The following is a 19,718-nucleotide window of genomic DNA, read 5'->3' as shown; positions in this document are numbered from 1 at the left end:
CAGGCTGTCACGGTTAGGCGCGCATTCTACCCCTGAAACGCGTACCGGGCACGCCTCGGCTGCCCGATGGCCGGGGCGGCGCGACAAAGGCCTGCGCATGCTATCGACGATGACGCGCCGTCGAGGCTGCACTTACAATGCGCGAACCTTTTGCATTGGCCCGCCCATGGACATCGACCTCGCTCGCACCTTCCTCGAAATCGTCCGCCACGGCAGTCTCGCCGCCGCCGCGCAGAAGCTCTTCGTCACGCAAACGGCGATCACCGCCCGGGTGCAGAAACTCGAAAGCCAGTTGGGCAGCACCTTGTTCGTGCGCAATCGCGCCGGGGCGAAACTGACGCCCAATGGCGAGGCTTTCGTGGTCTACGCCAATCAACTGGTGCAGACCTGGGAAGCGGCGCGCCGGGATCTGCCGCTGCCCGAGGGTTATCACAACGTGCTGCACATCGGTGGCGAAGTCAGCCTGTGCAATCCGCTGATGCTCAGTTGGGCCGCCGAACTGCGCGAAAAAATCCCCGGGCATGCCCTGCGCATGGAAATCCGCGACGGCGAAAACCTCCTGCGCCAGCTCGAACTCGGCGTACTCGACGCGGCGCTGGTCTATCAGCCGGAATACTGGCCGGGACTGCAGGTGGAGCAAGTGCTGGAGGAAAAACTGATTCTGGTACGTGCGCCCGAGCGCCCGGCCCCCTACGTCTACATCGATTGGGGCCCGGATTTCCGCCGTCAGCACGACGCCGCCCTGCCAGAAAAAGCCAAAGCCGCGTTGAGTTTCAACCTCGGCCCGCTGGCGCTGCAATACATTCTCGAACACGGTGGCAGCGGCTATTTCCGCACCCGCGTCGTGCGTACCTATCTGGAGAGCGGCGCACTCGAAGCGGTGACCAAAGCCCCGGAATTCAGCTATCCGACTTACCTGGTGTATTCGCGCGATCGTGACTCGGCGATCCTGCAACAGGCCTTTGACCTGCTGCGCGACGTGATCAAGGCCGATGACGACTGGTCGCAGCGCTGGAACCCGTTGAGCTGAACCGGCCGCTTTACACCGGATCATGGCGCATGTGACCTCAAGGTCCGGCCTGCACAAACGGCCGGATCGGCTAATCTGCCGGGTATAACAACGATACCGACAGGTGAGCGCAGTGAGGCAGACCACCGAGGCATTTCGCAGCCGCTACCGTGCGGCCATTCACCCGCTCTACAACCCATGGCTGCACGGCGCTTTCGTGCTGCTGTTCGGGGTATTGGCCATCGGCGCCTTCTGGAGCCGCGTGCAACAGGTCAGTGGGCTGGAATGGCTGACGGTGCCGCTGACGCTGTTGTTCTTCAACTTCGGCGTGTACACGGTGCACCGCCATCTCGGCCACCACAAAAAGGCTTTTGCCAAACTGTTCTACGCCCGCCACGCTGGCGACCATCACAGTTTTTTCACCCCCGGGCACATGACTTACGACAGCGCTCGCGACTGGCGGGTGATTCTGTTTCCGGCATGGCTGATCGTCGTTCATACATTGCTGATCACCCTGCCGTTATGGTGGTTGTTCGCGCAATTCAACGCCAACGTCGCCGGGCTGTTTGGCGGTTGCATGGTCCTGGGTTATCTGACCTATGAAGTGTTTCATGCCTGCGAGCATCTGCCGCCGGACAACCCGGTGACGCGCCTGCCGTGGATCCGCCAGATGCGGCGCCTGCACGAACTGCATCATCGCCGCGAGCGCATGCAGGAGCGCAATTTCAATATCGTCCTGCCGTTGATGGACTACCTGTTCGGCACCCTGTACTGGGAACCGGAACCCGCCCCTTTGAGCTATTCGAGAATGCCCATGACCCGCATGCAGCACCAGATCGATATCACCGGGGAACCGATTGCCGTGCTCGCCTATGCCGCCAGTGTCGGGCGCTGGCCGGAGTGGCACCCGTCGTCGCTGAAGATCGACGGCCCGCACGGCCCGCTGCATGCCGGCGCGCGCTTTGAAGAGGACATTCATGCCGGCGGCCGTGAAGGCCACTTGAGCTGGGAAGTGACTGAGTACCTGCCCGGCCGACGCTGGTGCGCGCGGGCGCAGGGCGATCATGGCTTGTCGTTGCTGCTGACCTATGAATGCGGCGCCGAGGGTAACGGCACGCGATTTGTGCGCACACTGGATTATCGCTTCGACGGCTTGGGCATGCGCATCGCCAATCACTTGCTGCTCAAGCGCCGCATCGAGCGCGAATCTGCCGCGTCGATGCTGGCGCTGCGTGACATGGCCGCGCAATACCTGTCATCGGCGAGGGCCAGCGCGTGAAACTGCGACATCTGCTATTGCTGCTGGTGCTCATCGTCATCGGTTTTTTATTGTTGATGCCGAGCAGAGTCGAACCCGTGGCCTGGACGCCGCCGCCAGCGCCATCGCTCAAAGAAGGCATTTACGCCGAGAACCAGAAACTCAAAGCCGCAGCTCAGGTCGGGCCGAGCGACATCGAGGGGCCGGAAGCCTTGCTGCTGGAAAGTGACTTCTTGATCACCGGACTGCACGACGGCCGACTGCTGCGCACCAGCCTCGACGGCCAGCAACGCAAAGTACTCGCCGACACCGGTGGCCGTCCGCTCGGTTTGGCCCGACATCCGAACGGCTTGCTGGTGATCGCCGACGGGGTCAAGGGATTGCTGTCCCTTGATGCGCAAGGTCAGTTGATTCCTTTGACCACGGCGGCCAATGGTCTGGCGTTCGGCTTCACCGATGACGTCGCCATCGACAAGTCCGGGCATTACGCCTATTTCAGCGACGCTTCCAGTCGTTGGGGCTATGGCCATGACGGCGAAGCGATCATCGAGCACGGCGGCGACGGACGCCTGCTGCGCTATGACTTTCAGAGCGGTAAAACCAGCGTGTTGCTGGATAAGCTGGAATTCGCCAACGGCGTGACCCTCGGTCCGGATGACGCCTATGTACTGGTCAATGAAACCGGCGCCTATCGTATCAGCCGTTACTGGCTGACCGGGCCGAAAGCCGGCACCCAAGATTTGTTCATCGACAACCTGCCGGGGCTGCCGGACAACCTCGCGTTCAATGGCAGCAACCGCTTTTGGGTGGCGTTGTATGCGCCGCGCAATGCCTTGCTCGATGGCACCGCCGGGCACCCCTTCGTACGCAAGATGATTGTGCGGGCGTTGACAGTTTTGCCTAAGCCGGTGGAGAAGCGCGGGTTTGTCCTGGGGCTGGATCTGGAGGGCAAGGTGATCGCCAATCTGCAGGATGCCAGCAACGGCAATTATTCGCCGATTACCACGGTGCGCGAGTATGGGCCGTGGTTGTATTTTGGCTCGTTGAAGGCGATGCATATGGCGCGGATGCCGTTGGATGCGGCGCTGAAGTGAATCTGCTGGATCTGTATCGAGCGGACTGACGCCATCGCTGGCAAGCCAGCTCCCACAGGGTTCTCTGCTGACCACAGCATTTGTGGTCAACACAATTCACTGTGGGAGCTGGCTTGCCAGCGATGACGGTCTGTCAGTTACTCGATTTGTCGAACTTGTCCGGATCTTCGTCTTCAGGCAAATCCTCATCCGGCTCTTCGGGGTTAGCGGTGGTATGCGCCGGGCTGTTGGGTTCGGGATGGGTAGGAACCGGGTCGAATGCGCCCTGCTCTTCACTGGGGAATTTCGGATCGTTCATAAGGCACCTCGCAAAGAGTCGGGGATTGAAGACTCTGTACATTCGAGGTGCCGGTCGTGGCTGTCGTTCCCGTCAATCCGCAACCGCAGGTCGGCGGATCAATGGAGAGTCAGGACGGGGCCTGTAAATGGCTGACGATTTCGTCTTTCACCTTAAGGCGCTTCTCTTTGAGTTTTTTTAATGCATCGTCGGTGGGAGCATCCGAGGTGGCCGTTTCGGCCTTGACCACGTCGGCGTCGGCTTGGGAATACTTGTTGATCAGTGAATCCAGTCGTGGATCCTGGGTGCGTTCTTGCTGGATCTCTTCCTTCGTGCAACTCAAGTCCTGAAACAGGTCATGGGGAACCGGCATGGAACACCTCCGTCAGTTGATCGGCAGCCAGCGCGACCGATGCGCTGGCCCGTTATCAGAATGGCCTTGGTTGAGCCGTTCTGTCGACCACCTGTCAGACCAGCGGTGGCCGTTCGTCGCCCTGTCGCAAATGCGATAAAACCTTTGTCTGCAGCGTTGCCTCCATTGGATAACACCGACAACAACTTGCGTGGAGATACACCAATGGACGGATTCAACCTGCGTCATCTCGTTTTGGCTGTCGCCCTGAGCAGTGGCATGGGCAGTGCTTTCGCCGCCACGGACAATGACTTCGTCGATAACGCCGCAGCCGGTGGCATCGCCGAAATCGAAACCAGCCGTCTGGCCCTGGAAAAAAGCCAATCGGCGGACATCAAGGCGTTCGCCAACATGATGATCACCGATCACGGCAAAGCCAACGATGAACTGGCGACCATTGCCAAGGCCAATGACATCGAAGTCCCGGATACCACGACTCTGGTCAAACAGGCCAAGGAAAAAATCCTCGACCTGCGCGATGAATCCTTCGACGCCGCTTACGCCAATAATCAGGTTAAGGCGCATGAAGAGACCATCGAGCTGTTCAAGAAACAAGCCAATACCGTGACCGATGACAAGGTCAAAGGCGCTACGGAATTGAAGGCCTTTGCCCAGAAAATGCTGCCGGGGCTGGAAAAACACCTCGCGGCTGCCAAAGAGCTGCAAGCCAAGCATCCGAGCAAGTAAACAGCCTTACCCTCACCCCAGCCCTCTCCCAAAAGGAGAGGGAGCCTACTGTGTTGGATGGTCGAGCTACGCCGACTTGAAAGTATTGAGTCGAACTCAGGTATGAACAGCCGCCGACCTGAAATCTCGAGTTGAACTCAGCTTTTGAAAAGCACCGAGATCGGCTCCCTTCCCCCTCGCCCCCTTGGGGGAGAGGGTTGGGGTGAGGGGGATCGATCTCAGCCACACCACTAGACTCAAGCAAAAAAAAGGCCGCACCCACTGGATGCGGCCTTGTCATATCCGCCGAACATCAACCCCCATCGGTATCAATATCGGCATCCGTCTCCTCCCCCGGCTTAGCCCGATCCGGCTGCGGTTCGAAGCCCGGACTGAACTCATTGTCGTTGTCCGTGTGCTGGTTTTTCTGATCCACCGCCGGGTCGGCACTCTGCGCCAGCTCTTTTTCGCCCTGATGCTGCGTCGGCGCCGGCTGCCCCGGTACCTGCGGGTCGATAGCCGGATCATTGCGATTGATTGGTTCGCCAGATTGGCTCTGCTTCGTTTGCTCGTTCATGGCCACCTCGTTGGTCAAACACCCCCGACACACATCCGCCGGGTGTTAAAGATTCGAAGCCTGACCCGCGCCATCGTTCAAAACATCGCCGCTTGCGGCCACGCCGACTAGAGTTACCGGGACGTTACTTGCGCCAGATCAAAAATATACGTGCAGGAACGAACAACTATTTCGAGCGGCAAATGTCGATCACTTCGCGGCGATCATTTTCACGATCGCCCCCCAATTCGCGACGGAGCAACAGGCACATGGCAGCACTGCAGAACAGCACACTCGATGCGATGAAAAACAAACAAGCACAACTGCTGGGCGAATGGATCAACGGCCTGCAAGCCAGCGGCGCCACGCGTAACCTGAAAGAGCACGATCTGCAGCAACAGACCACGGAATTCCTGCAACTGGTGGTCAGTGGCATCGAGAACGACAACGGCACCAACATCGCCGCACCCGGTTGGGAGACCACCCGCCAGTTTCTCGAAAAGCTCTCCCACAGCCGCGCCCTGCTCGGCCAGGATTCGCAGCAGACCGCCAGTTTCATCTTCGCCCTCAAAGGCCCGTTGTTTAACTTGCTGCAGAGCCACTACAAAGACCAGCCTGCGCTGCTCGCCGAACAGCTCTGGGAAATCTCCGAGCTGCTCGACGCCTTCGGCCTGCACACCATCCGCACCTTCCAGAAATCCCGCGAGGCGGTGATCAAACGTCAACAGGAAGAACTGCTGGAGCTGTCGACCCCGGTGGTCAAGCTGTGGGATGGCGTACTCGCGCTGCCGATGATCGGCACCCTCGATTCGCAGCGCACGCAAGTGGTGATGGAATCGCTGCTGCAACGCATCGTCGACACCGGTTCGGAAATCGCCATCATCGACATCACCGGCGTGCCGACCGTCGATACCCTGGTCGCCCAGCACCTGCTGAAAACCGTCACCGCGATCCGCCTGATGGGCGCCGACTGCATCATCAGCGGTGTGCGTCCGCAAATCGCGCAAACCATCGTCCACCTCGGTCTCGACCTGCAAGGCGTGGTGACCAAGGCCAATCTGGCCGACGCATTGAAACTGGCCCTGACTCGTCTGGGTGTCAGCCTCGTCAAGACGGTATAAGCATGGAACGTATCCCGATTCTCCAGATGGGCAAGTTCCTGCTGGTGACCATTCAGGTCGATATGCATGACCAACTCGCCCTCACCCTGCAGGACGACTTGTCCGAGCGCATCAGCAAGACTTCGGCGCGGGGCGTGCTGATCGACATCTCGGCGCTGGACATGGTCGACTCGTTCATTGGCCGGATGATCAGCACGATTTCCGGGCTGTCGAAAATCATGGACGCCGAAACCATGCTGGTCGGCATGCAGCCGGCGGTGGCGATCACCTTGGTCGAACTCGGTCTGACCCTGCCCGGGGTCAGCACGGCATTGAACGTCGAGCGCGGGATGAAACTGCTGCAGGAACGAGTAGACCGGCAATGACCGTACGCAGCAGCGGTACTCAACCCATCCACATCGAGCAGGATGTCGTGCTCGCGCGCCAGACCGCACGCAAACTGGCCACCGAATGCGGCATGCGCCTGATCGACCTGACGAAAATGGTCACAGCTGTCAGCGAACTGGCGCGTAACACCATGGTTTACGGTGGTGGCGGCGACATGGACTGGCAGATTCTCGATGAAGATCACAAGGTCGGTCTGCGCTTGACCTTCCGCGACGAAGGCCCGGGCATTGCCGACATCAAGCTGGCGATGACCGACGGCTGGACCTCCGGCAGCGGCATGGGCCTGGGCCTGGGCCTGACCGGGGCGAAACGGCTGGTCGAAGAGTTCGAACTCGATACCGAGCCCGGCAAAGGCACGCGCATAACGATCACCCGATGGACATGAATATCGTGGGGACGTTGACCCAGGTTCTGCCAATCGAAGACAGCAGTCAGATCGGTTATGCCCGGCGCACCGCGCAGCAACTCGCTGAACAGCATGGCTTTGACGAGCGCGATGCCGGGCGTGTCGCGTTGGTTGCCACTGAACTGGCGAGCAATGTGCTCAAACATGCCGCTCACGGCGCACTGCATCTTCGAGTATTACCTCGGCCCACGGGTTTCGGCATCGAGATGCTCGCGGTGGATCGCGCTCAAGGCTTTGATCTGGAGGCCTGCATGGCCGACGGATTCTCTACGGGCGGCACTCAGGGGATCGGCCTCGGCGCGGTATCGCGGCAGACCGAGGTGTTCGATGTCTATGCCGATGCGCGTGGCGCGGTATTGCTGGCACGACTTTACCCACGCAACGACCGCGAACCGGATATCCGCTACGGCGTCAGTCAGCATTCGTTGCACGACGATCCGGCGTGCGGGGATGTCTGGCACCTGGCGTATGAAGGCGCCAGCATCAGCGCGCTGGTGATCGACGGCCTCGGTCACGGTGAGGAAGCCGAACGCGCTGGCCGCGCCGGCGCCAAAACCTTCGCCCTGACACCATTCGCCGAACCGGTCATGCTGATGGAAGACCTGCACCGCGACATGATCGGCACGCGTGGCGGCGCCGTCGCGTTTACCCAGTTTGACGGCAGGCGCGACAGCCTGACCTTCGCTGGCGTGGGCAACATCGGCGCCAGCCTGATCAACGCCGACAAGTCCCGCGGCCTCGCTTCGCACCCGGGCATTGTCGGCGTGCAATACCGGAAAGCCCGGCCCTTTGACTATGCTCACGTGAACGGACATCTATTGATCATGTACAGCGACGGCTTGCAGTCCCGTTGGAACCTTCAAGACTACCCCGGCCTGGTGCACCGCCATCCCGCCGTGATAGCCAGCGTCCTGCACCGCGACTTCTGTCGCGGGCGCGACGATGTAACGGTGCTGGTCGTCGCCCTGGAGGCCGCCCATGGCTGAGTCGCCGATTCTGAGTAGTGCCGAGCAGGCCACGCTGATTGCCCAGTTGCAGAGCGAAACCGCTGCGCTGCGCGAAGAACTCGATGAAACCAATCAGGGCGTGCTGGCGCTGTACGCCGAACTCGATGTACAGGCGGAGGAACTGCGCCAGGCTTCGGATCTGAAAAGCCGTTTCCTGTCGTACATGAGCCACGAATTCCGCACGCCACTGGGTTCGATCCTGAGCATCAACAGCCTGCTCGCCGACGAACTCGACGGCCCGCTCAGTCCCGAGCAACACAAGCAGGTAGCGTTCGTCAGCACGGCGGCGCGCGAACTCAGCGACATGGTCGATGACCTGCTTGATCTGGCGAAGATCGAGGCCGGGCGCATCACCATTTCCCCGGCCTGGTTCGACATGTTCGACCTGTTCTCGGCCCTGCGCGGGATGTTCCGACCGATCGTCGACGCCTCGGCGGTCGATCTGATCTTCGAAGAGCCGGTCGGTTTGCCACGGCTGTACACCGATGACAAGAAACTCGCGCAGATCCTGCGCAACTTCATTTCCAACTCGCTGAAGTTCACCACCCGTGGCGAAGTGCGGGTTTCCGCGCGGCTCGAAGGGGCGGACAAGGTGCGCTTTGCCGTCAGTGACACCGGAATAGGTATCGCTGCCGAGTTGCATGGCGCATTGTTCGAAGACTTTTCCCAGGTCGACTCGCCGTTGCAGAAACGTCTGCGCGGCACCGGGCTGGGCCTGTCGCTGTGTAAACGCTTCGCCGCCCTGCTCGGCGGTGAAGTCGGGATGGACAGTGCGCCGGGGGTCGGCTCGACCTTTTTCGTGATCATCCCGTTGGCGATCGCTCTGGAGAACGTCGATGAAACGTGACATCCGCCTGTTGATCGTCGACGACAACGTCGCCACCCGCTACGCCCTGCGCCGACGGCTGGAGCGTCACGGCTATGAGGTGCTGGAGGCCGGCACCGGCAGCGAGGGGCTGGCGCTGATTGAAAGCGAAACGCTCGACGCGTTGATCCTCGACGTCAATCTGCCGGACATGAGCGGTTTCGACATCGTGCGGATTCTGCGCGCGGACAGCCGCACGGCGCTGCTGCCAGTGATCCATGTGTCTGCAGCGTCGATCCAGACCGGCGACATCATCACCGGCCTCGACGCCGGCGCCGATGCCTACCTGATTCACCCGGTCGATCCCGACGTGCTGCTGGCCACCCTGCGCACGCTGCTGCGGGTACGCGACACGGAAAATGCCCTGCGCGAAAGCGAGGCGCGCTTCCGCGAGATTTTCGTCAATGTGTCCGCGCCGATCGCGGTGCTCGATGCCAGCCTCAAAGTGCATGAGTGCAACCATGCCTTCGCGCAACTGATTCTCGACAATCAGGATCCGCAAATCCTGCGTGAATGCTTCGCCGAGGAGCAGAGCGCCATCCTCAATGAACTGCGCTTGCGCCTGGTCGATGGCGAGCGCTGGAAAGGCACGCTGAACATGCGCGTGCAGGGTGAGATCCGCGAGACCGAGTGGCAGATTTCACCGTACCGCACGCCGGAACTGAGCCTGGTGTTCGTCGAAGACGTCACCGAACACCGCCATCGCGAACGCTCGCATCTGGCCCGCCTTGACGACACCACCACGCAACTGGTCAAGGAAACCGCCGAACGCGTGCGGGCCGAGGCGCAATTGCTGCAAGTGCAGAAAATGGATGCGCTGGGCAAGCTCACCGGCGGCATCGCCCATGACTTCAACAACCTGCTGACCGGGATCATCACCAGCCTGGAACTGATCCAGAAACGTGTCGCTGACGAGCGTCTGGACAAAGTGCAGTTTTACAGTGAAGCAGCGCTGAATTCGGCAATGAGCGCGGCGTCGCTCACCCATCGCCTGCTGGCCTTTGCCCGCCAGCAGCCTTTGGACACGCGGCCGGTGGACATCAACGAGCACGTACGTTCGCTGGAAGAACTGCTGATGCGCACCATCGGTGAACGCATCACCCTCAAGCTCGAGCTGACCAACAAGCCGGCGATCGCTCTGGTCGACCCGGTGCAGCTGGAAAGCGCGGTATTGAATCTGGTGATCAACGCCCGCGATGCGCTGCCGACAGGCGGCAATGTCTGGGTCAGCACCTACGCCGCCTATTCCCATGGCGACCCGAATCTGGCCGACGGCGCTTACGTGGCACTGTCGGTGCGTGACGACGGTACCGGGATCGAACACAACGTCATCGACAAGGTCTTCGATCCGTTTTTCACCACCAAACCGTTGGGCCAGGGCACTGGGCTGGGGTTGTCGACGATCTATGGGTTTGCCCGTCAATCGGGCGGCGATGCGCATATCCGCAGCGTGGCGCGACGCGGTACCGAAGTGACGATCATGTTGCCGGCCACCACCGACCCGACCGGCGCCGACATCCCCCCACCCGTAATCGATCCGCAAGGCAGCGGTGAGCATGTACTGATTGTCGAAGACATGCCGTCGGTGCGCATGTTTGTCACCGAAGTGCTGGAGGACGCGGGTTATCGCTGCACCCAGGCGGCGGATATCGAAACGGCGCTGGAGCGCTTGCAGAACGATGAATCAATCAACCTGCTGCTGACCGATGTCGGCCTGCCGCGCATGAGCGGGCGCGAGTTGGCGGATGTTGCGCGGGGCTGGCGTGATGGGCTGCCGATTCTGTTCATGACCGGGTATGCGGAAACGGCGATCAATCGCCAGGTGTTTCTGGGCAGTGGCATGGATATGCTGGTCAAGCCGTTTCAGATCAGCGAGCTGCTCGACAAGGTCCGCCGCACGCTCGATGGTGCCTGACCACAGCTTCACAGGAATTAATGTCGAACACATATCCACTGTAGGAGTGAGCCTGCTCGCGATGGCGTCAGGTCAGCCAATTCATCTGTGGCTGACACCCCGCTATCGCGAGCAGGCTCACTCCTACAAGGTTCGGCGTGCACGCGGGATATGGATAGGCGAGCTTGCTCCGGGCGGCGTTCCGACGAAGACGTCAGCCCTGCCAACCCACCTATCGGCTCAAGGCCCGGGCCAAAAACGGTGCCGTCCTGCTCTTCTTGCTCGCCGCAACCTTCTGCGGCGTGCCCGCCACGACAATCCTGCCGCCCTGATCCCCCGCCCCCGGCCCGATGTCGATCACCCAGTCACTCTGCGCGACCACGCGCATTTCGTGCTCGACCACGATCACCGTATGCCCCGCCGTCACCAACGTATCCAGCTGTTCCAATAGCCGATCAACATCGCGCGGATGCAGCCCGGTGGTCGGCTCATCCAGCACATACAAGGTTGCGCCGCGCTGGTTGCGCTGTAACTCGGTGGCCAGTTTGATGCGTTGTGCTTCACCGCCGGACAGCTCTGTGGCCGGCTGACCCAAACGCAGATAACCCAGGCCGATGTCACGCAGCACTTCCAGTGAACGGCGAATCCCCGGTTGCTCGGCAAACACCGTTACCGCTTCATCGACGGTCAATTGCAGCACCTGCGCAATGCTCAAGCCATCCCACAGGATCGCCAGTGTTTGTGGGTTGTAGCGCGCGCCGTGACAGGTCGGGCATGGCGCATACACGCTCGGCATGAACAACAACTCCACACTGACAAAGCCTTCCCCCTCGCACGTGGCGCAACGGCCCTTGGCGACGTTGAAGGAAAACTGCCCGGCGTCATAGCCCGCCTCACGTGCTTCAGGGGTCGCGGCGAACAGCTTGCGCACGTTGTCGAACAGCCCGGTGTAGGTCGCCAGATTGGAACGTGGCGTGCGGCCGATGGGTTTCTGGTCAACCTGCACCAGTCGCTTGATCGACTCCAGCCCAGACGTAACCTGACCGCTGCTGAGCTGCGGTGCGTCGTCTTCGAGGCTGAGTTCTTCCGGTTCGCTTTCCACTGTTGGACGCCCCAACTGCGCGCCGACCAGTTCCAGCAAGGCCTGACTGACCAGGCTCGACTTGCCGGAACCGGAGACGCCGGTCACCGAGGTGAAGCAGCCCAGCGGAAATTCAGCGCTGAGGTTGTTCAGGTTGTTACGGGTGATGCCGTCTAGTTTCAGCCACGCCGTCGGTTTGCGCGCCGTTCTTGTCTGGCGTTGCGATTCGGCAAACAAATACGCGCGAGTCTGCGATTGTTCGATCGCGGCCAGTCCTGCAGGTGGGCCGCTGTACAGCACCTGCCCGCCCTTTTCCCCCGCCGCCGGGCCGACATCGATCAGCCAGTCGGCGCGGCGCATGGTTTCCAGGTCATGCTCGACCACAAACAGCGTGTTGCCGTCAGCCTTCAAGCGTTGCAAGGCCTCGAACAGCGCCTCACCATCGGCCGGGTGCAAACCGGCGGAAGGTTCGTCGAGCACGTAAATCACCCCAAACAATTGCGAGCCCAACTGCGTCGCCAAGCGCAAGCGCTGCAACTCACCCGACGATAGCGTTGGTGTGCTGCGCTCCAGCGCCAGATAACCGAGGCCCAGATCGGTCAGGGTGCTGACCCGTTCCAGCAAATCCTCGGCAATGCGTTGCGCCGCCAAACGCTTTTCCAGCGACAGGTTTGGCGTGTGTCGCACATCCGGCGCACTGCCATGCCCGCTGGCGCCGTGGGCCACGCGTTGCTGACGGGCTTCGCGGGTTTGCGCGTGGCTCAAGGTCTCACCGGTTTCTTCGGCATGCTCCAGGTAACTTTGCGCGGCGACAGGTTTCAGCACCTCGGCCACTTGCAGCAACGGCATCTGCGCCAGTTCACCGATGTCGTACCCGGCAAACGTCACTGACAACGCTTCGCGCTTCAGGCGCTTGCCATCGCACAACGGGCAAGGGCTGCCGAGCATGAATTGCGAGACGCGCTTCTTCATCAGCGCACTTTGCGAATGGCTGAACGTGTGCAGGATGTAGCGCCGGGCGCCGGTGAAAGTGCCCTGATAACTCGGCTCCATCTTGCGTTTGAGGGCGATGCGGGTTTCTTCCGGGGTCAGCCCGGCGTACACCGGCACGGTCGGGGTTTCCTCGGTGAAGAGGATCCAGTCGCGCTGCTTTTTCGCCAGTTTCTTCCACGGGATATCGACGTCGATGCCCATGGTCACAAGGATGTCGCGCAGGTTCTGGCCCTGCCACGCCAACGGCCAGGACGCCACGGCGCGCTGGCGAATGGTCAGGTTCGGATCCGGCACCATCAGCGCCTCGGTGACCTCATAGACACGGCCGAGGCCATGGCACTCCGGGCAGGCGCCTTGCGGGGTGTTCGGCGAAAAATCCTCGGCGTATAGCATCGGCTGCCCCGGCGGATAACTGCCGGCGCGCGAATAGAGCATGCGGATCAGGCTCGACAACGTGGTAACGCTGCCCACCGACGAGCGCGTGCTCGGCGTGCCGCGTTGCTGTTGCAGGGCCACGGCCGGCGGCAGGCCTTCAATCGAATCGACGTCCGGCACGCCGACCTGATCGATCAGCCGCCGCGCATACGGCGCCACCGATTCGAAGTAGCGGCGCTGGGCTTCGGCATACAAGGTGGAAAACGCCAATGACGACTTGCCCGAACCGGACACCCCGGTGAACACCACCAGCGCATCGCGGGGGATGTCAACGTCGACGTTCTTCAGGTTGTGTTCACGCGCGCCACGTACCCGGACCATACCGGCGGGCGCTTTGGAGGTACGTTTGGAAGTCATCGACCTGCCTTGGTGAAGGAATGTTCAACGCTCAGCTACCGAGCACTACGCGAATCATCTGCAACATGGCCTCCGGGCTATACGGTTTGCCGAGCAAATGCGTGTCGGGACTGAGCTGGTGATTGCGCGAGATGATGTCGCGGGTGTGCCCGGAGGTGAACAGCACCGCCACCGGCGGCGTCTGCACCTTGGCCCAGGCGAACAGGTCGGAGCTTTTGATCAGCCCCGGCATGACCACGTCGGTGAAGATCAGGTCGACCGCGACACCTTCGAGGAGCATTTGCATGGCCGCATCGCCGTGGCCGGCGGTCAACACGCGGTAACCCTCCTCACCCAACAACTCGACCGCCGAGGCGCGCACCGCGTCGTTGTCTTCGACCACCAGAATCGTCTCGTGGCCGCCACTCTGCTGCCTTTGCAGATTGGGTGACTCATCAAGGATCGGTCGCAAGCTACGCGGAAAATACAATTGCACCCGCGTGCCCTCGCCAACGGTACTGACGATCTCGACGTGGCCACCGCTCTGTTTGACGAAACCGAACACCATACTCAGGCCCAGCCCGGTGCCCTGGCCGTCGGCCTTGGTGGTGAAAAACGGTTCGAACACTTGCTCGAGAATGCCTGGCGCAATGCCGGCGCCGGTGTCACTGACGGCAACGCGGACAAACTCGCCGGGGACGATGCCTTTACCGGCGCAGAACTCGCGATCGAGGTGCACGTTGGCGGCGCTGAGTGCAATGGTGCCCTCGCCCTTCATCGCATCGCGGGCGTTGATCGCCAGATTGAGAATGGCGTTTTCCAACTGGTTGCGGTCGACATTGATATGCCACGGTTGCTGCGGCAGTTGCACATCGATCTGAATGGTTTCGCCCAGCGCTCGCTGCAGTAATTCGCCGACACCTTCGAAGATCTGCCGTGGATTGCACACTGCCGGCGACAACGGCTGGCGCCGGGCAAACGCGAGCAATTGCGAGGACAGCTTGGCGCCGCGCTCGACCGCCGCCAGCGAGGCACTGACGCGGCGCTGCACGTTGGCATTGTCCGGTTCGTGGCGGGCGAGCAAATGCAGATTGCCGGCGATCACTTGCAGCAAGTTGTTGAAGTCGTGAGCAACGCCACCGGTGAGACCGCCAATGGCTTCGAGTTTCTGCGACTGGCGCAATTGCTCTTCGGCCGCCAGCCGCGCCTCGACTTCTTCGCCGACGCGCTGTTCGAGGTTGCGGGTAAATTTGAGCAGGGATTCTTCGGCAATCTTGCGTTCATGAATGTCGATCAACACGCCTGGGAAGCGCAGTGGCTCGCCCTGCTCGTCGAACTCGCAACCACCGCTGGCCAGCACCCACAGATAACTGCCATCGCTGCGCAATACCCGATATTCGGCGTTATACGGCTCACCGGTCTGCACGCAATGGGCGACCCGCTCCTGCACCCAGGCGTGGTCATCGGGATGAATGCGCGACTCGGCAATGTCCTGAGCGAGATTGCTCAAGTCCTGATCCGGCGGATAGGAGAACGTACGGGTGAAACGTTCATCGGCTGACAGCGTGTTGTTTCTCACGTCCCAGACGAAAGAGCCAAGCAAGGCCCCGGCATTCAACGCCAGACGTACCCGCTCGTTGTCGGCGCGGTAGGCGTTTTCCGCCTCCTGGCGCAGGCGCTCCGAGATCACGAACTCAGTGGTTTCCACCACCATCGCCATCACCCCGGCCGGCTCGCCTTCGTCATTGGCCACAGGGCTGTAATAAAGGTCGAGCCAGACATCTTCCGGAACGCCGTCACGCAACAGCACCAAGACTTTATTGCGAAACGACAAGGTGCCGCCGGCCAGACAGGTATCGACCACATGCCGATTGAAATCGGCGACTTCCGGCCAGCCCAACTCGACCGGCGCGCCAAGCAGATACGGATGGCGGCCCCCGGCGAATTTCGAATAGGCATCGTTGTAGATCATGTAGCCGGCACGGCCCCAGAGCATGACCATCGGCAGCGGCGACGCCAGCATCAATTGCACGGCGCTGCACAGACTGGCTGGCCAACTGTTCAGCGGGCCAAGTTCAGTCCCGGACCAGTCGAACGCGCAGATGCGCTCGGCCATCTCGCCTTTCCAGCCTTCACAACCATGGCTATCGGATAAAAACTGCATCGCCTGACTCAGTGTCCTGTACTGGTTGTCCCGTAAACCTCGCCGCCTGAACGACACGACGCCCGTCTGTTTCGAGCGTCTTCAGTCGTATTGGTTTCATTAGAGGTATAGCCGATTTCATCGCCGCTCGGAGACTAGACGCCGATCAGGTGCTTGAGCGGATGGTAGCCAGTTTTCATCTTGGCGGCGACGTCGAGAATGGCCTTCTCGATGCCGTTCAAATGCATGCAGGTCAATTCGATCGCGGCGCTCTGATTGCCGGCCTCGATGTACTCGAGCAAACGCAGGTGTTCGTCATCGCGACAGGCTTCGTGGCTGTCATCGTCCAGCGCGGCAGCGTAGAGCGAAGCGCGGGAAATCAGCTTCTGGAACCAGTCGAGCAACACCGGGTTGTTCAGGCTGCGCGCCAGTTTGATGTGGAACTCGCCGAGCAGATGAATCAGCCGTTCGTGGTCGCCCGCCGCGTGGGCTTGATCTTCCAGCAACAAGTGTTCACGCAGATCCTGCATCGCCGCGCTGTCCTTGCGTCGGCACAGTTCAGTGACGATGCCGATCTCGATCAGCCTGCGGGTTTCGAACAGTGAACGGATCTCTTCGTTGCTCGGCAGCGACACCGATGCACCCTTGTTGGGCTCGGTGGTGACCAGTCCATCGGCCTCCAATTGCTTGAGCGCGGCACGCACCGACGTGCGGCTGACATTAAATAATTCGGCCAATGAGGCCTCGCCCAGCTTCATCCCCGGGCGCAACGAACGCTTGCTGATCGCCTCGTAAACCCCTTGGTAGACGCGGTCGACCGTGGTTTCCAGTTTCTTTTCGGTCATTCGAACACTCCTTTGACGTCGGGCAACCAACCCCTGGCGATGCCCGGCCATGGAAAAAGGGGGTTGCACACGCAGATTAATCCGGGTATTTCTAAATTGCATTCAGATATTGCATACAATAAATAGAGGATTGCACCATTATGGGTCAACCAATAGCAATTGAAGTGCGCAACGTCTCTAAACGCTACTCCGACGATCCCGGCCTTGCGCCAGCCCTCGACAATGTCTCGGTGAACATCGCCGACAACGAGTTCTTCACCCTGCTCGGCCCCTCGGGCTGCGGCAAAACCACCCTGCTGCGCACCATCGCCGGTTTCGAACATGTCAGTGAAGGCGAGATTCGTCTGGCCGGAGAGCCGGTCAATGATTTGCCGCCGTTCAAGCGTCGGGTCAACACGGTGTTCCAGAGCTACGCGCTGTTTCCGCACATGAGTGTCGCGCAGAATATCGCCTTCGGGCTCGAGATGCAGGGTCTTGAACGCAAGTTGATACCGGATCGGGTCAACGAGATGCTCGCATTGGTGCAAATGGAACATCTGGCCGGGCGCAAACCAGCGCAATTGTCCGGCGGCCAGCAACAGCGCGTGGCTCTGGCCCGGGCCTTGGCGCCGAAACCCAAAGTCTTGCTGCTGGATGAACCGTTGTCGGCGCTCGATCTGAAGCTGCGCAAGGAAATGCAGGTCGAACTCAAGCGTGTACAGAAAGAAGCCGGCATCACCTTCATTTTCGTCACCCACGATCAGGAAGAAGCGCTGACCTTGTCTGATCGCATTGCGGTGATGTCCGCCGGCAAGATCCTGCAGATCGGCACGCCGACCGATATCTACGAACACCCGCAACACCGCTTTGTTGCGCAGTTTATCGGCGACATCAACTTCCTACCCGGCCAGCTCAAGCACGGCGAGCACAACGAAAAGCTCTTCGTGCCCAACGGCATGCCGATCGAAATCCCCTGCCAGCAACAGAGCTTTACTGGCAGCAGCGTGCAACTGGCGTTCCGCCCGGAGCGCTCGCAATTGGTCGACGCCAGCGAGCCGCATCACCTGCGCGGGATCATCGAAGCCGTGCTCTACGTTGGCACCGCGACGCTCTACCAGTGCCGCCTGAACAACGACATCAAAGTCATGCTGCGCGAAAACAACGAAGGCCTGAACCAAAGCCGCGCGGTCGGCGAACGCATCGCCGTGCACCTGCCGCCGCATGCCTGCCTGTTGATGGAGGCCTGAGATGAGCGTCAGCAGCACTTCCCCTGCCCTCAACCGCGCGCTGTTGCTCAGCCCGGTGGTGTTGACCCTGCTCGCCCTGATCGCCATTCCGCTGGGAATCATGGGCTACATCAGCCTGCTGCCGCGCAACACCTATGGCGGCGTCGACTGGCAAGCGCAATGGCAACTGCAAAGCTATGTGCAGCTGTTTTTCCAGGAAGGTTTTGACGGTGAACTGGAACTGAACTGGGTCTATGCGCAAGCGCTGTTGCGCTCGGTGTTGCAAGCCGGCGGCACCACCGTGTTGTGCTTTCTGTTCGGTTTTCCGGTGGCGTTGTGGATGTCGAGCCTGACCCCGCGCCGACGCAACCTGATGGTCTTGCTCATCACCATTCCGTTCTGGACCAACCTGCTGATCCGCAACTACGCGTGGCTGATCATCCTGCGCGAACACGGTTGGGTCGCACAAAGCCTTAACGCGCTGTTGCCCAGTGCCGGCGGTATCACCCTGCTCTACAACGACTTCGCGGTGAGTGTCGGTCTGGTCTACAGCTTCCTGCCGTTCATGATTCTGCCGATCTATTCGACCCTGGAAAAACTCGACTGGCGTCTGGTGGAAGCCGCTTATGACCTCGGGGCGAATCGCTGGCACGCGTTGCGCCGGATCATCCTGCCGCTGTCGATGCCTGGGGTGATTGCCGGTGCACTGCTGGTGTTCGTGCCGAGCCTCGGTGCCTTCATCACCCCGGCGATTCTCGGCGGCGGCAAGACCCTGATGATCGGCAACCTGATCCAGCAACAGTTCGGCACGGCGCGCAACTGGCCGCTGGGCAGCTCGCTGTCGTTCCTGTTGCTGGCGATTCTGCTGGTGTCGCTGGTGCTTTACGCGCTGTACAGCCGCCATGCGGCGAAGACCATCCATCGGGGGGCGAAAGCATGATTTCCCTGCACCTGAAAAAACTCCCGGCAACCCGCGAAATCAGCCTGCTGATCCTCGCCTATCTGTACCTGCCGATCTTCGTGTTGATCGCCTACAGCTTCAATGCCAACCGCTCGGCGACGGTGTGGACCGAGTTTTCGTTTGCCTGGTACGGGCGGATTCTCGCCAACCCGTCGATCCAGACGGCGGCGCTGAATTCGATCATCGTCGCAACGATTGCCACGATCTGCGCCACGGCGATTGCGCTGCTCGCGGCGCTGGCGACGTACCGACCGTTCTACGGACAGAAAATGGTCGAGGGTGGGATCAACCTGCCGCTGATCCTGCCGGAGATCGTCACCGCTGTGGCGACCTTGCTGCTGTTCATGGCGTTGGGCATCAAGCTCGGTTTGCTCACGGTGATCGTCGCGCACATCGGCTTCTGCATTCCCTTCGCTTACCTGCCGATCCGTGCGCGGCTCAACGATCTGGACAAAAGCCTGCTCGAAGCGGCGAACGATCTGTACGCCAATCCTTGGCAAGTATTCCGCCGCGTGACCTTGCCGCTGTTGTGGCCGGCGGTGTTGTCCGGTGCGGTGCTGGCGTTCGTGGTCAGCCTCGACGATTTCATCATGACCTTCTTCGTCGCCGGCCCCGGTTCGACGACGTTGCCGGTGTACATCTTCTCAGCGATCAAGGCCGGCGTTACCCCGGAAATCAATGCGATCTCGACGCTGATGCTGCTGATCTCGATTGTCCTGGTGGTGCTGGCCTTCTGGTTGGGCCAACGCGGTAAACAACAATAAATC

At 60.8% G+C, this 19,718-nt stretch carries 19 protein-coding genes; 13 read left to right on the top strand and 6 right to left on the bottom strand.

Going from position 1 to position 19,718, the window contains the following annotated elements; genetic code table 11:
- The first annotated feature begins 166 nt into the window (after positions 1-166).
- From ACIPIZ_RS07270 to ACIPIZ_RS07260, 3 genes are all read left to right on the top strand, one after another.
- Entirely contained in the window at positions 167-1,030 is an 864-nt protein-coding gene (locus ACIPIZ_RS07270; protein ID WP_253484319.1) for a LysR family transcriptional regulator, read from the top strand.
- Between the two features lie 112 nt (positions 1,031-1,142).
- Positions 1,143-2,288 carry an SRPBCC family protein gene (locus ACIPIZ_RS07265; protein WP_064387678.1) on the top strand — a complete coding sequence of 382 codons (1,146 nt, stop codon included), beginning with the start codon at positions 1,143-1,145 and terminating at the stop codon, positions 2,286-2,288.
- Positions 2,285-3,361: an SMP-30/gluconolactonase/LRE family protein gene (locus tag ACIPIZ_RS07260; protein ID WP_401164751.1), complete on the top strand. Its 1,077-nt coding sequence runs from the start codon at positions 2,285-2,287 to the stop codon at positions 3,359-3,361. Before ACIPIZ_RS07265 ends, ACIPIZ_RS07260 begins: the two co-directional genes overlap by 4 nt.
- 133 nt (positions 3,362-3,494) lie before the next feature.
- On the opposite strand, the gene ACIPIZ_RS07255 is transcribed toward ACIPIZ_RS07260, so the two are convergent.
- On the bottom strand, positions 3,495-3,659 hold the full coding sequence (locus tag ACIPIZ_RS07255) for a hypothetical protein (protein WP_007912545.1): 165 nt from the start codon (positions 3,657-3,659) through the stop codon (positions 3,495-3,497).
- A 109-nt stretch (positions 3,660-3,768) separates the two neighbouring features.
- The gene (locus tag ACIPIZ_RS07250; RefSeq protein ID WP_401164749.1) at positions 3,769-4,011 is read right to left on the bottom strand and encodes a DUF465 domain-containing protein; all 243 of its coding nucleotides are present in this window, start codon (positions 4,009-4,011) and stop codon (positions 3,769-3,771) included.
- 204 nt (positions 4,012-4,215) lie between these two features.
- On the opposite strand from ACIPIZ_RS07250, the gene ACIPIZ_RS07245 reads away from it, so the two are divergent.
- Positions 4,216-4,737, top strand: a complete 522-nt coding sequence (locus tag ACIPIZ_RS07245) for a DUF4142 domain-containing protein (protein ID WP_064387681.1) — start codon at positions 4,216-4,218, stop codon at positions 4,735-4,737.
- Between the two features lie 292 nt (positions 4,738-5,029).
- Here the strand turns inward: ACIPIZ_RS07245 and ACIPIZ_RS07240 are convergent, their stop codons facing one another.
- The gene (locus ACIPIZ_RS07240; RefSeq protein ID WP_401164747.1) at positions 5,030-5,293 is read right to left on the bottom strand and encodes a hypothetical protein; all 264 of its coding nucleotides are present in this window, start codon (positions 5,291-5,293) and stop codon (positions 5,030-5,032) included.
- Between the two features lie 248 nt (positions 5,294-5,541).
- Here ACIPIZ_RS07240 and ACIPIZ_RS07235 point away from each other — a divergent pair, with 248 nt between their 5' ends.
- From ACIPIZ_RS07235 to ACIPIZ_RS07210, 6 genes are read left to right on the top strand one after another with little or no spacing between them, the layout of a single operon-like run.
- The gene (locus ACIPIZ_RS07235) at positions 5,542-6,393 is read left to right on the top strand and encodes an STAS domain-containing protein (protein WP_105708896.1); all 852 of its coding nucleotides are present in this window, start codon (positions 5,542-5,544) and stop codon (positions 6,391-6,393) included.
- A 2-nt stretch (positions 6,394-6,395) separates the two neighbouring features.
- The gene (locus ACIPIZ_RS07230) at positions 6,396-6,758 is read left to right on the top strand and encodes an STAS domain-containing protein (RefSeq protein ID WP_007912539.1); all 363 of its coding nucleotides are present in this window, start codon (positions 6,396-6,398) and stop codon (positions 6,756-6,758) included.
- Positions 6,755-7,165 (top strand): ATP-binding protein, encoded by a 411-nt coding sequence (locus ACIPIZ_RS07225; RefSeq protein ID WP_401164744.1) that lies wholly within the window; start codon positions 6,755-6,757, stop codon positions 7,163-7,165. Before ACIPIZ_RS07230 ends, ACIPIZ_RS07225 begins: the two co-directional genes overlap by 4 nt.
- Positions 7,162-8,172 carry an ATP-binding protein gene (locus tag ACIPIZ_RS07220; protein WP_401164797.1) on the top strand — a complete coding sequence of 337 codons (1,011 nt, stop codon included), beginning with the start codon at positions 7,162-7,164 and terminating at the stop codon, positions 8,170-8,172. The genes ACIPIZ_RS07225 and ACIPIZ_RS07220 overlap by 4 nt, the downstream gene beginning before the upstream one ends.
- A complete protein-coding gene (locus ACIPIZ_RS07215; protein ID WP_064387684.1) occupies positions 8,165-9,040 on the top strand; it encodes a sensor histidine kinase KdpD in 876 nt (291 codons plus the stop codon). The genes ACIPIZ_RS07220 and ACIPIZ_RS07215 overlap by 8 nt, the downstream gene beginning before the upstream one ends.
- Positions 9,030-10,973, top strand: a complete 1,944-nt coding sequence (locus ACIPIZ_RS07210; protein WP_105708897.1) for a response regulator — start codon at positions 9,030-9,032, stop codon at positions 10,971-10,973. The genes ACIPIZ_RS07215 and ACIPIZ_RS07210 overlap by 11 nt, the downstream gene beginning before the upstream one ends.
- Before the next feature lie 211 nt (positions 10,974-11,184).
- Here ACIPIZ_RS07210 and ACIPIZ_RS07205 read toward each other — a convergent pair whose 3' ends face one another.
- The 3 genes from ACIPIZ_RS07205 to ACIPIZ_RS07195 all read right to left on the bottom strand — a co-directional run bounded on the left by ACIPIZ_RS07205 (position 11,185) and on the right by ACIPIZ_RS07195 (position 16,785).
- Positions 11,185-13,818 carry an excinuclease ABC subunit A gene (locus ACIPIZ_RS07205; protein WP_401164743.1) on the bottom strand — a complete coding sequence of 878 codons (2,634 nt, stop codon included), beginning with the start codon at positions 13,816-13,818 and terminating at the stop codon, positions 11,185-11,187.
- A gap of 31 nt (positions 13,819-13,849) precedes the next feature.
- Positions 13,850-15,961 carry an ATP-binding protein gene (locus tag ACIPIZ_RS07200; protein ID WP_401164742.1) on the bottom strand — a complete coding sequence of 704 codons (2,112 nt, stop codon included), beginning with the start codon at positions 15,959-15,961 and terminating at the stop codon, positions 13,850-13,852.
- A gap of 134 nt (positions 15,962-16,095) precedes the next feature.
- A complete protein-coding gene (locus ACIPIZ_RS07195; RefSeq protein ID WP_134177552.1) occupies positions 16,096-16,785 on the bottom strand; it encodes a GntR family transcriptional regulator in 690 nt (229 codons plus the stop codon).
- 140 nt (positions 16,786-16,925) lie between these two features.
- Here ACIPIZ_RS07195 and ACIPIZ_RS07190 point away from each other — a divergent pair, with 140 nt between their 5' ends.
- The 3 genes from ACIPIZ_RS07190 to ACIPIZ_RS07180 are packed head-to-tail and all read left to right on the top strand — an operon-like array spanning position 16,926 to position 19,715.
- Positions 16,926-18,011, top strand: a complete 1,086-nt coding sequence (locus ACIPIZ_RS07190; RefSeq protein WP_253484335.1) for an ABC transporter ATP-binding protein — start codon at positions 16,926-16,928, stop codon at positions 18,009-18,011.
- A 1-nt stretch (position 18,012) separates the two neighbouring features.
- Positions 18,013-18,930, top strand: a complete 918-nt coding sequence (locus ACIPIZ_RS07185) for an ABC transporter permease (protein WP_122661283.1) — start codon at positions 18,013-18,015, stop codon at positions 18,928-18,930.
- Complete coding sequence (locus ACIPIZ_RS07180; protein ID WP_064387690.1) at positions 18,927-19,715, top strand: ABC transporter permease; 789 nt, start codon at positions 18,927-18,929, stop codon at positions 19,713-19,715. Before ACIPIZ_RS07185 ends, ACIPIZ_RS07180 begins: the two co-directional genes overlap by 4 nt.
- The last annotated feature ends 3 nt before the right edge of the window (positions 19,716-19,718 follow it).

It is taken from the genome of Pseudomonas sp. NPDC087690 (genome assembly GCF_044743175.1).
Classification (GTDB): Bacteria; Pseudomonadota; Gammaproteobacteria; order Pseudomonadales; family Pseudomonadaceae; genus Aquipseudomonas.
Note: the sequence above shows the minus strand (reverse complement) of the source record. Positions and strands in the feature narration are given on the sequence as shown.

Bases quoted from the DNA above. Each gene is read 5' to 3' on its own strand.
- ACIPIZ_RS07210 (WP_105708897.1), top strand. From the start codon at position 9,030: ATGAAACGTGACATCCGCCTGTTGATCGTCGACGACAACGTCGCCACC.
- ACIPIZ_RS07190 (WP_253484335.1), top strand. From the start codon at position 16,926: ATGGGTCAACCAATAGCAATTGAAGTGCGCAACGTCTCTAAACGCTAC.
- ACIPIZ_RS07245 (WP_064387681.1), top strand. From the start codon at position 4,216: ATGGACGGATTCAACCTGCGTCATCTCGTTTTGGCTGTCGCCCTGAGC.
- ACIPIZ_RS07215 (WP_064387684.1), top strand. From the start codon at position 8,165: ATGGCTGAGTCGCCGATTCTGAGTAGTGCCGAGCAGGCCACGCTGATT.
- ACIPIZ_RS07200 (WP_401164742.1), bottom strand. From the start codon at position 15,961: ATGCAGTTTTTATCCGATAGCCATGGTTGTGAAGGCTGGAAAGGCGAG.
- ACIPIZ_RS07195 (WP_134177552.1), bottom strand. From the start codon at position 16,785: ATGACCGAAAAGAAACTGGAAACCACGGTCGACCGCGTCTACCAAGGG.
- ACIPIZ_RS07250 (WP_401164749.1), bottom strand. From the start codon at position 4,011: ATGCCGGTTCCCCATGACCTGTTTCAGGACTTGAGTTGCACGAAGGAA.
- ACIPIZ_RS07225 (WP_401164744.1), top strand. From the start codon at position 6,755: ATGACCGTACGCAGCAGCGGTACTCAACCCATCCACATCGAGCAGGAT.
- ACIPIZ_RS07205 (WP_401164743.1), bottom strand. From the start codon at position 13,818: ATGACTTCCAAACGTACCTCCAAAGCGCCCGCCGGTATGGTCCGGGTA.
- ACIPIZ_RS07270 (WP_253484319.1), top strand. From the start codon at position 167: ATGGACATCGACCTCGCTCGCACCTTCCTCGAAATCGTCCGCCACGGC.
- ACIPIZ_RS07230 (WP_007912539.1), top strand. From the start codon at position 6,396: ATGGAACGTATCCCGATTCTCCAGATGGGCAAGTTCCTGCTGGTGACC.
- ACIPIZ_RS07255 (WP_007912545.1), bottom strand. From the start codon at position 3,659: ATGAACGATCCGAAATTCCCCAGTGAAGAGCAGGGCGCATTCGACCCG.
- ACIPIZ_RS07220 (WP_401164797.1), top strand. From the start codon at position 7,162: ATGAATATCGTGGGGACGTTGACCCAGGTTCTGCCAATCGAAGACAGC.
- ACIPIZ_RS07185 (WP_122661283.1), top strand. From the start codon at position 18,013: ATGAGCGTCAGCAGCACTTCCCCTGCCCTCAACCGCGCGCTGTTGCTC.
- ACIPIZ_RS07235 (WP_105708896.1), top strand. From the start codon at position 5,542: ATGGCAGCACTGCAGAACAGCACACTCGATGCGATGAAAAACAAACAA.
- ACIPIZ_RS07180 (WP_064387690.1), top strand. From the start codon at position 18,927: ATGATTTCCCTGCACCTGAAAAAACTCCCGGCAACCCGCGAAATCAGC.
- ACIPIZ_RS07240 (WP_401164747.1), bottom strand. From the start codon at position 5,293: ATGAACGAGCAAACGAAGCAGAGCCAATCTGGCGAACCAATCAATCGC.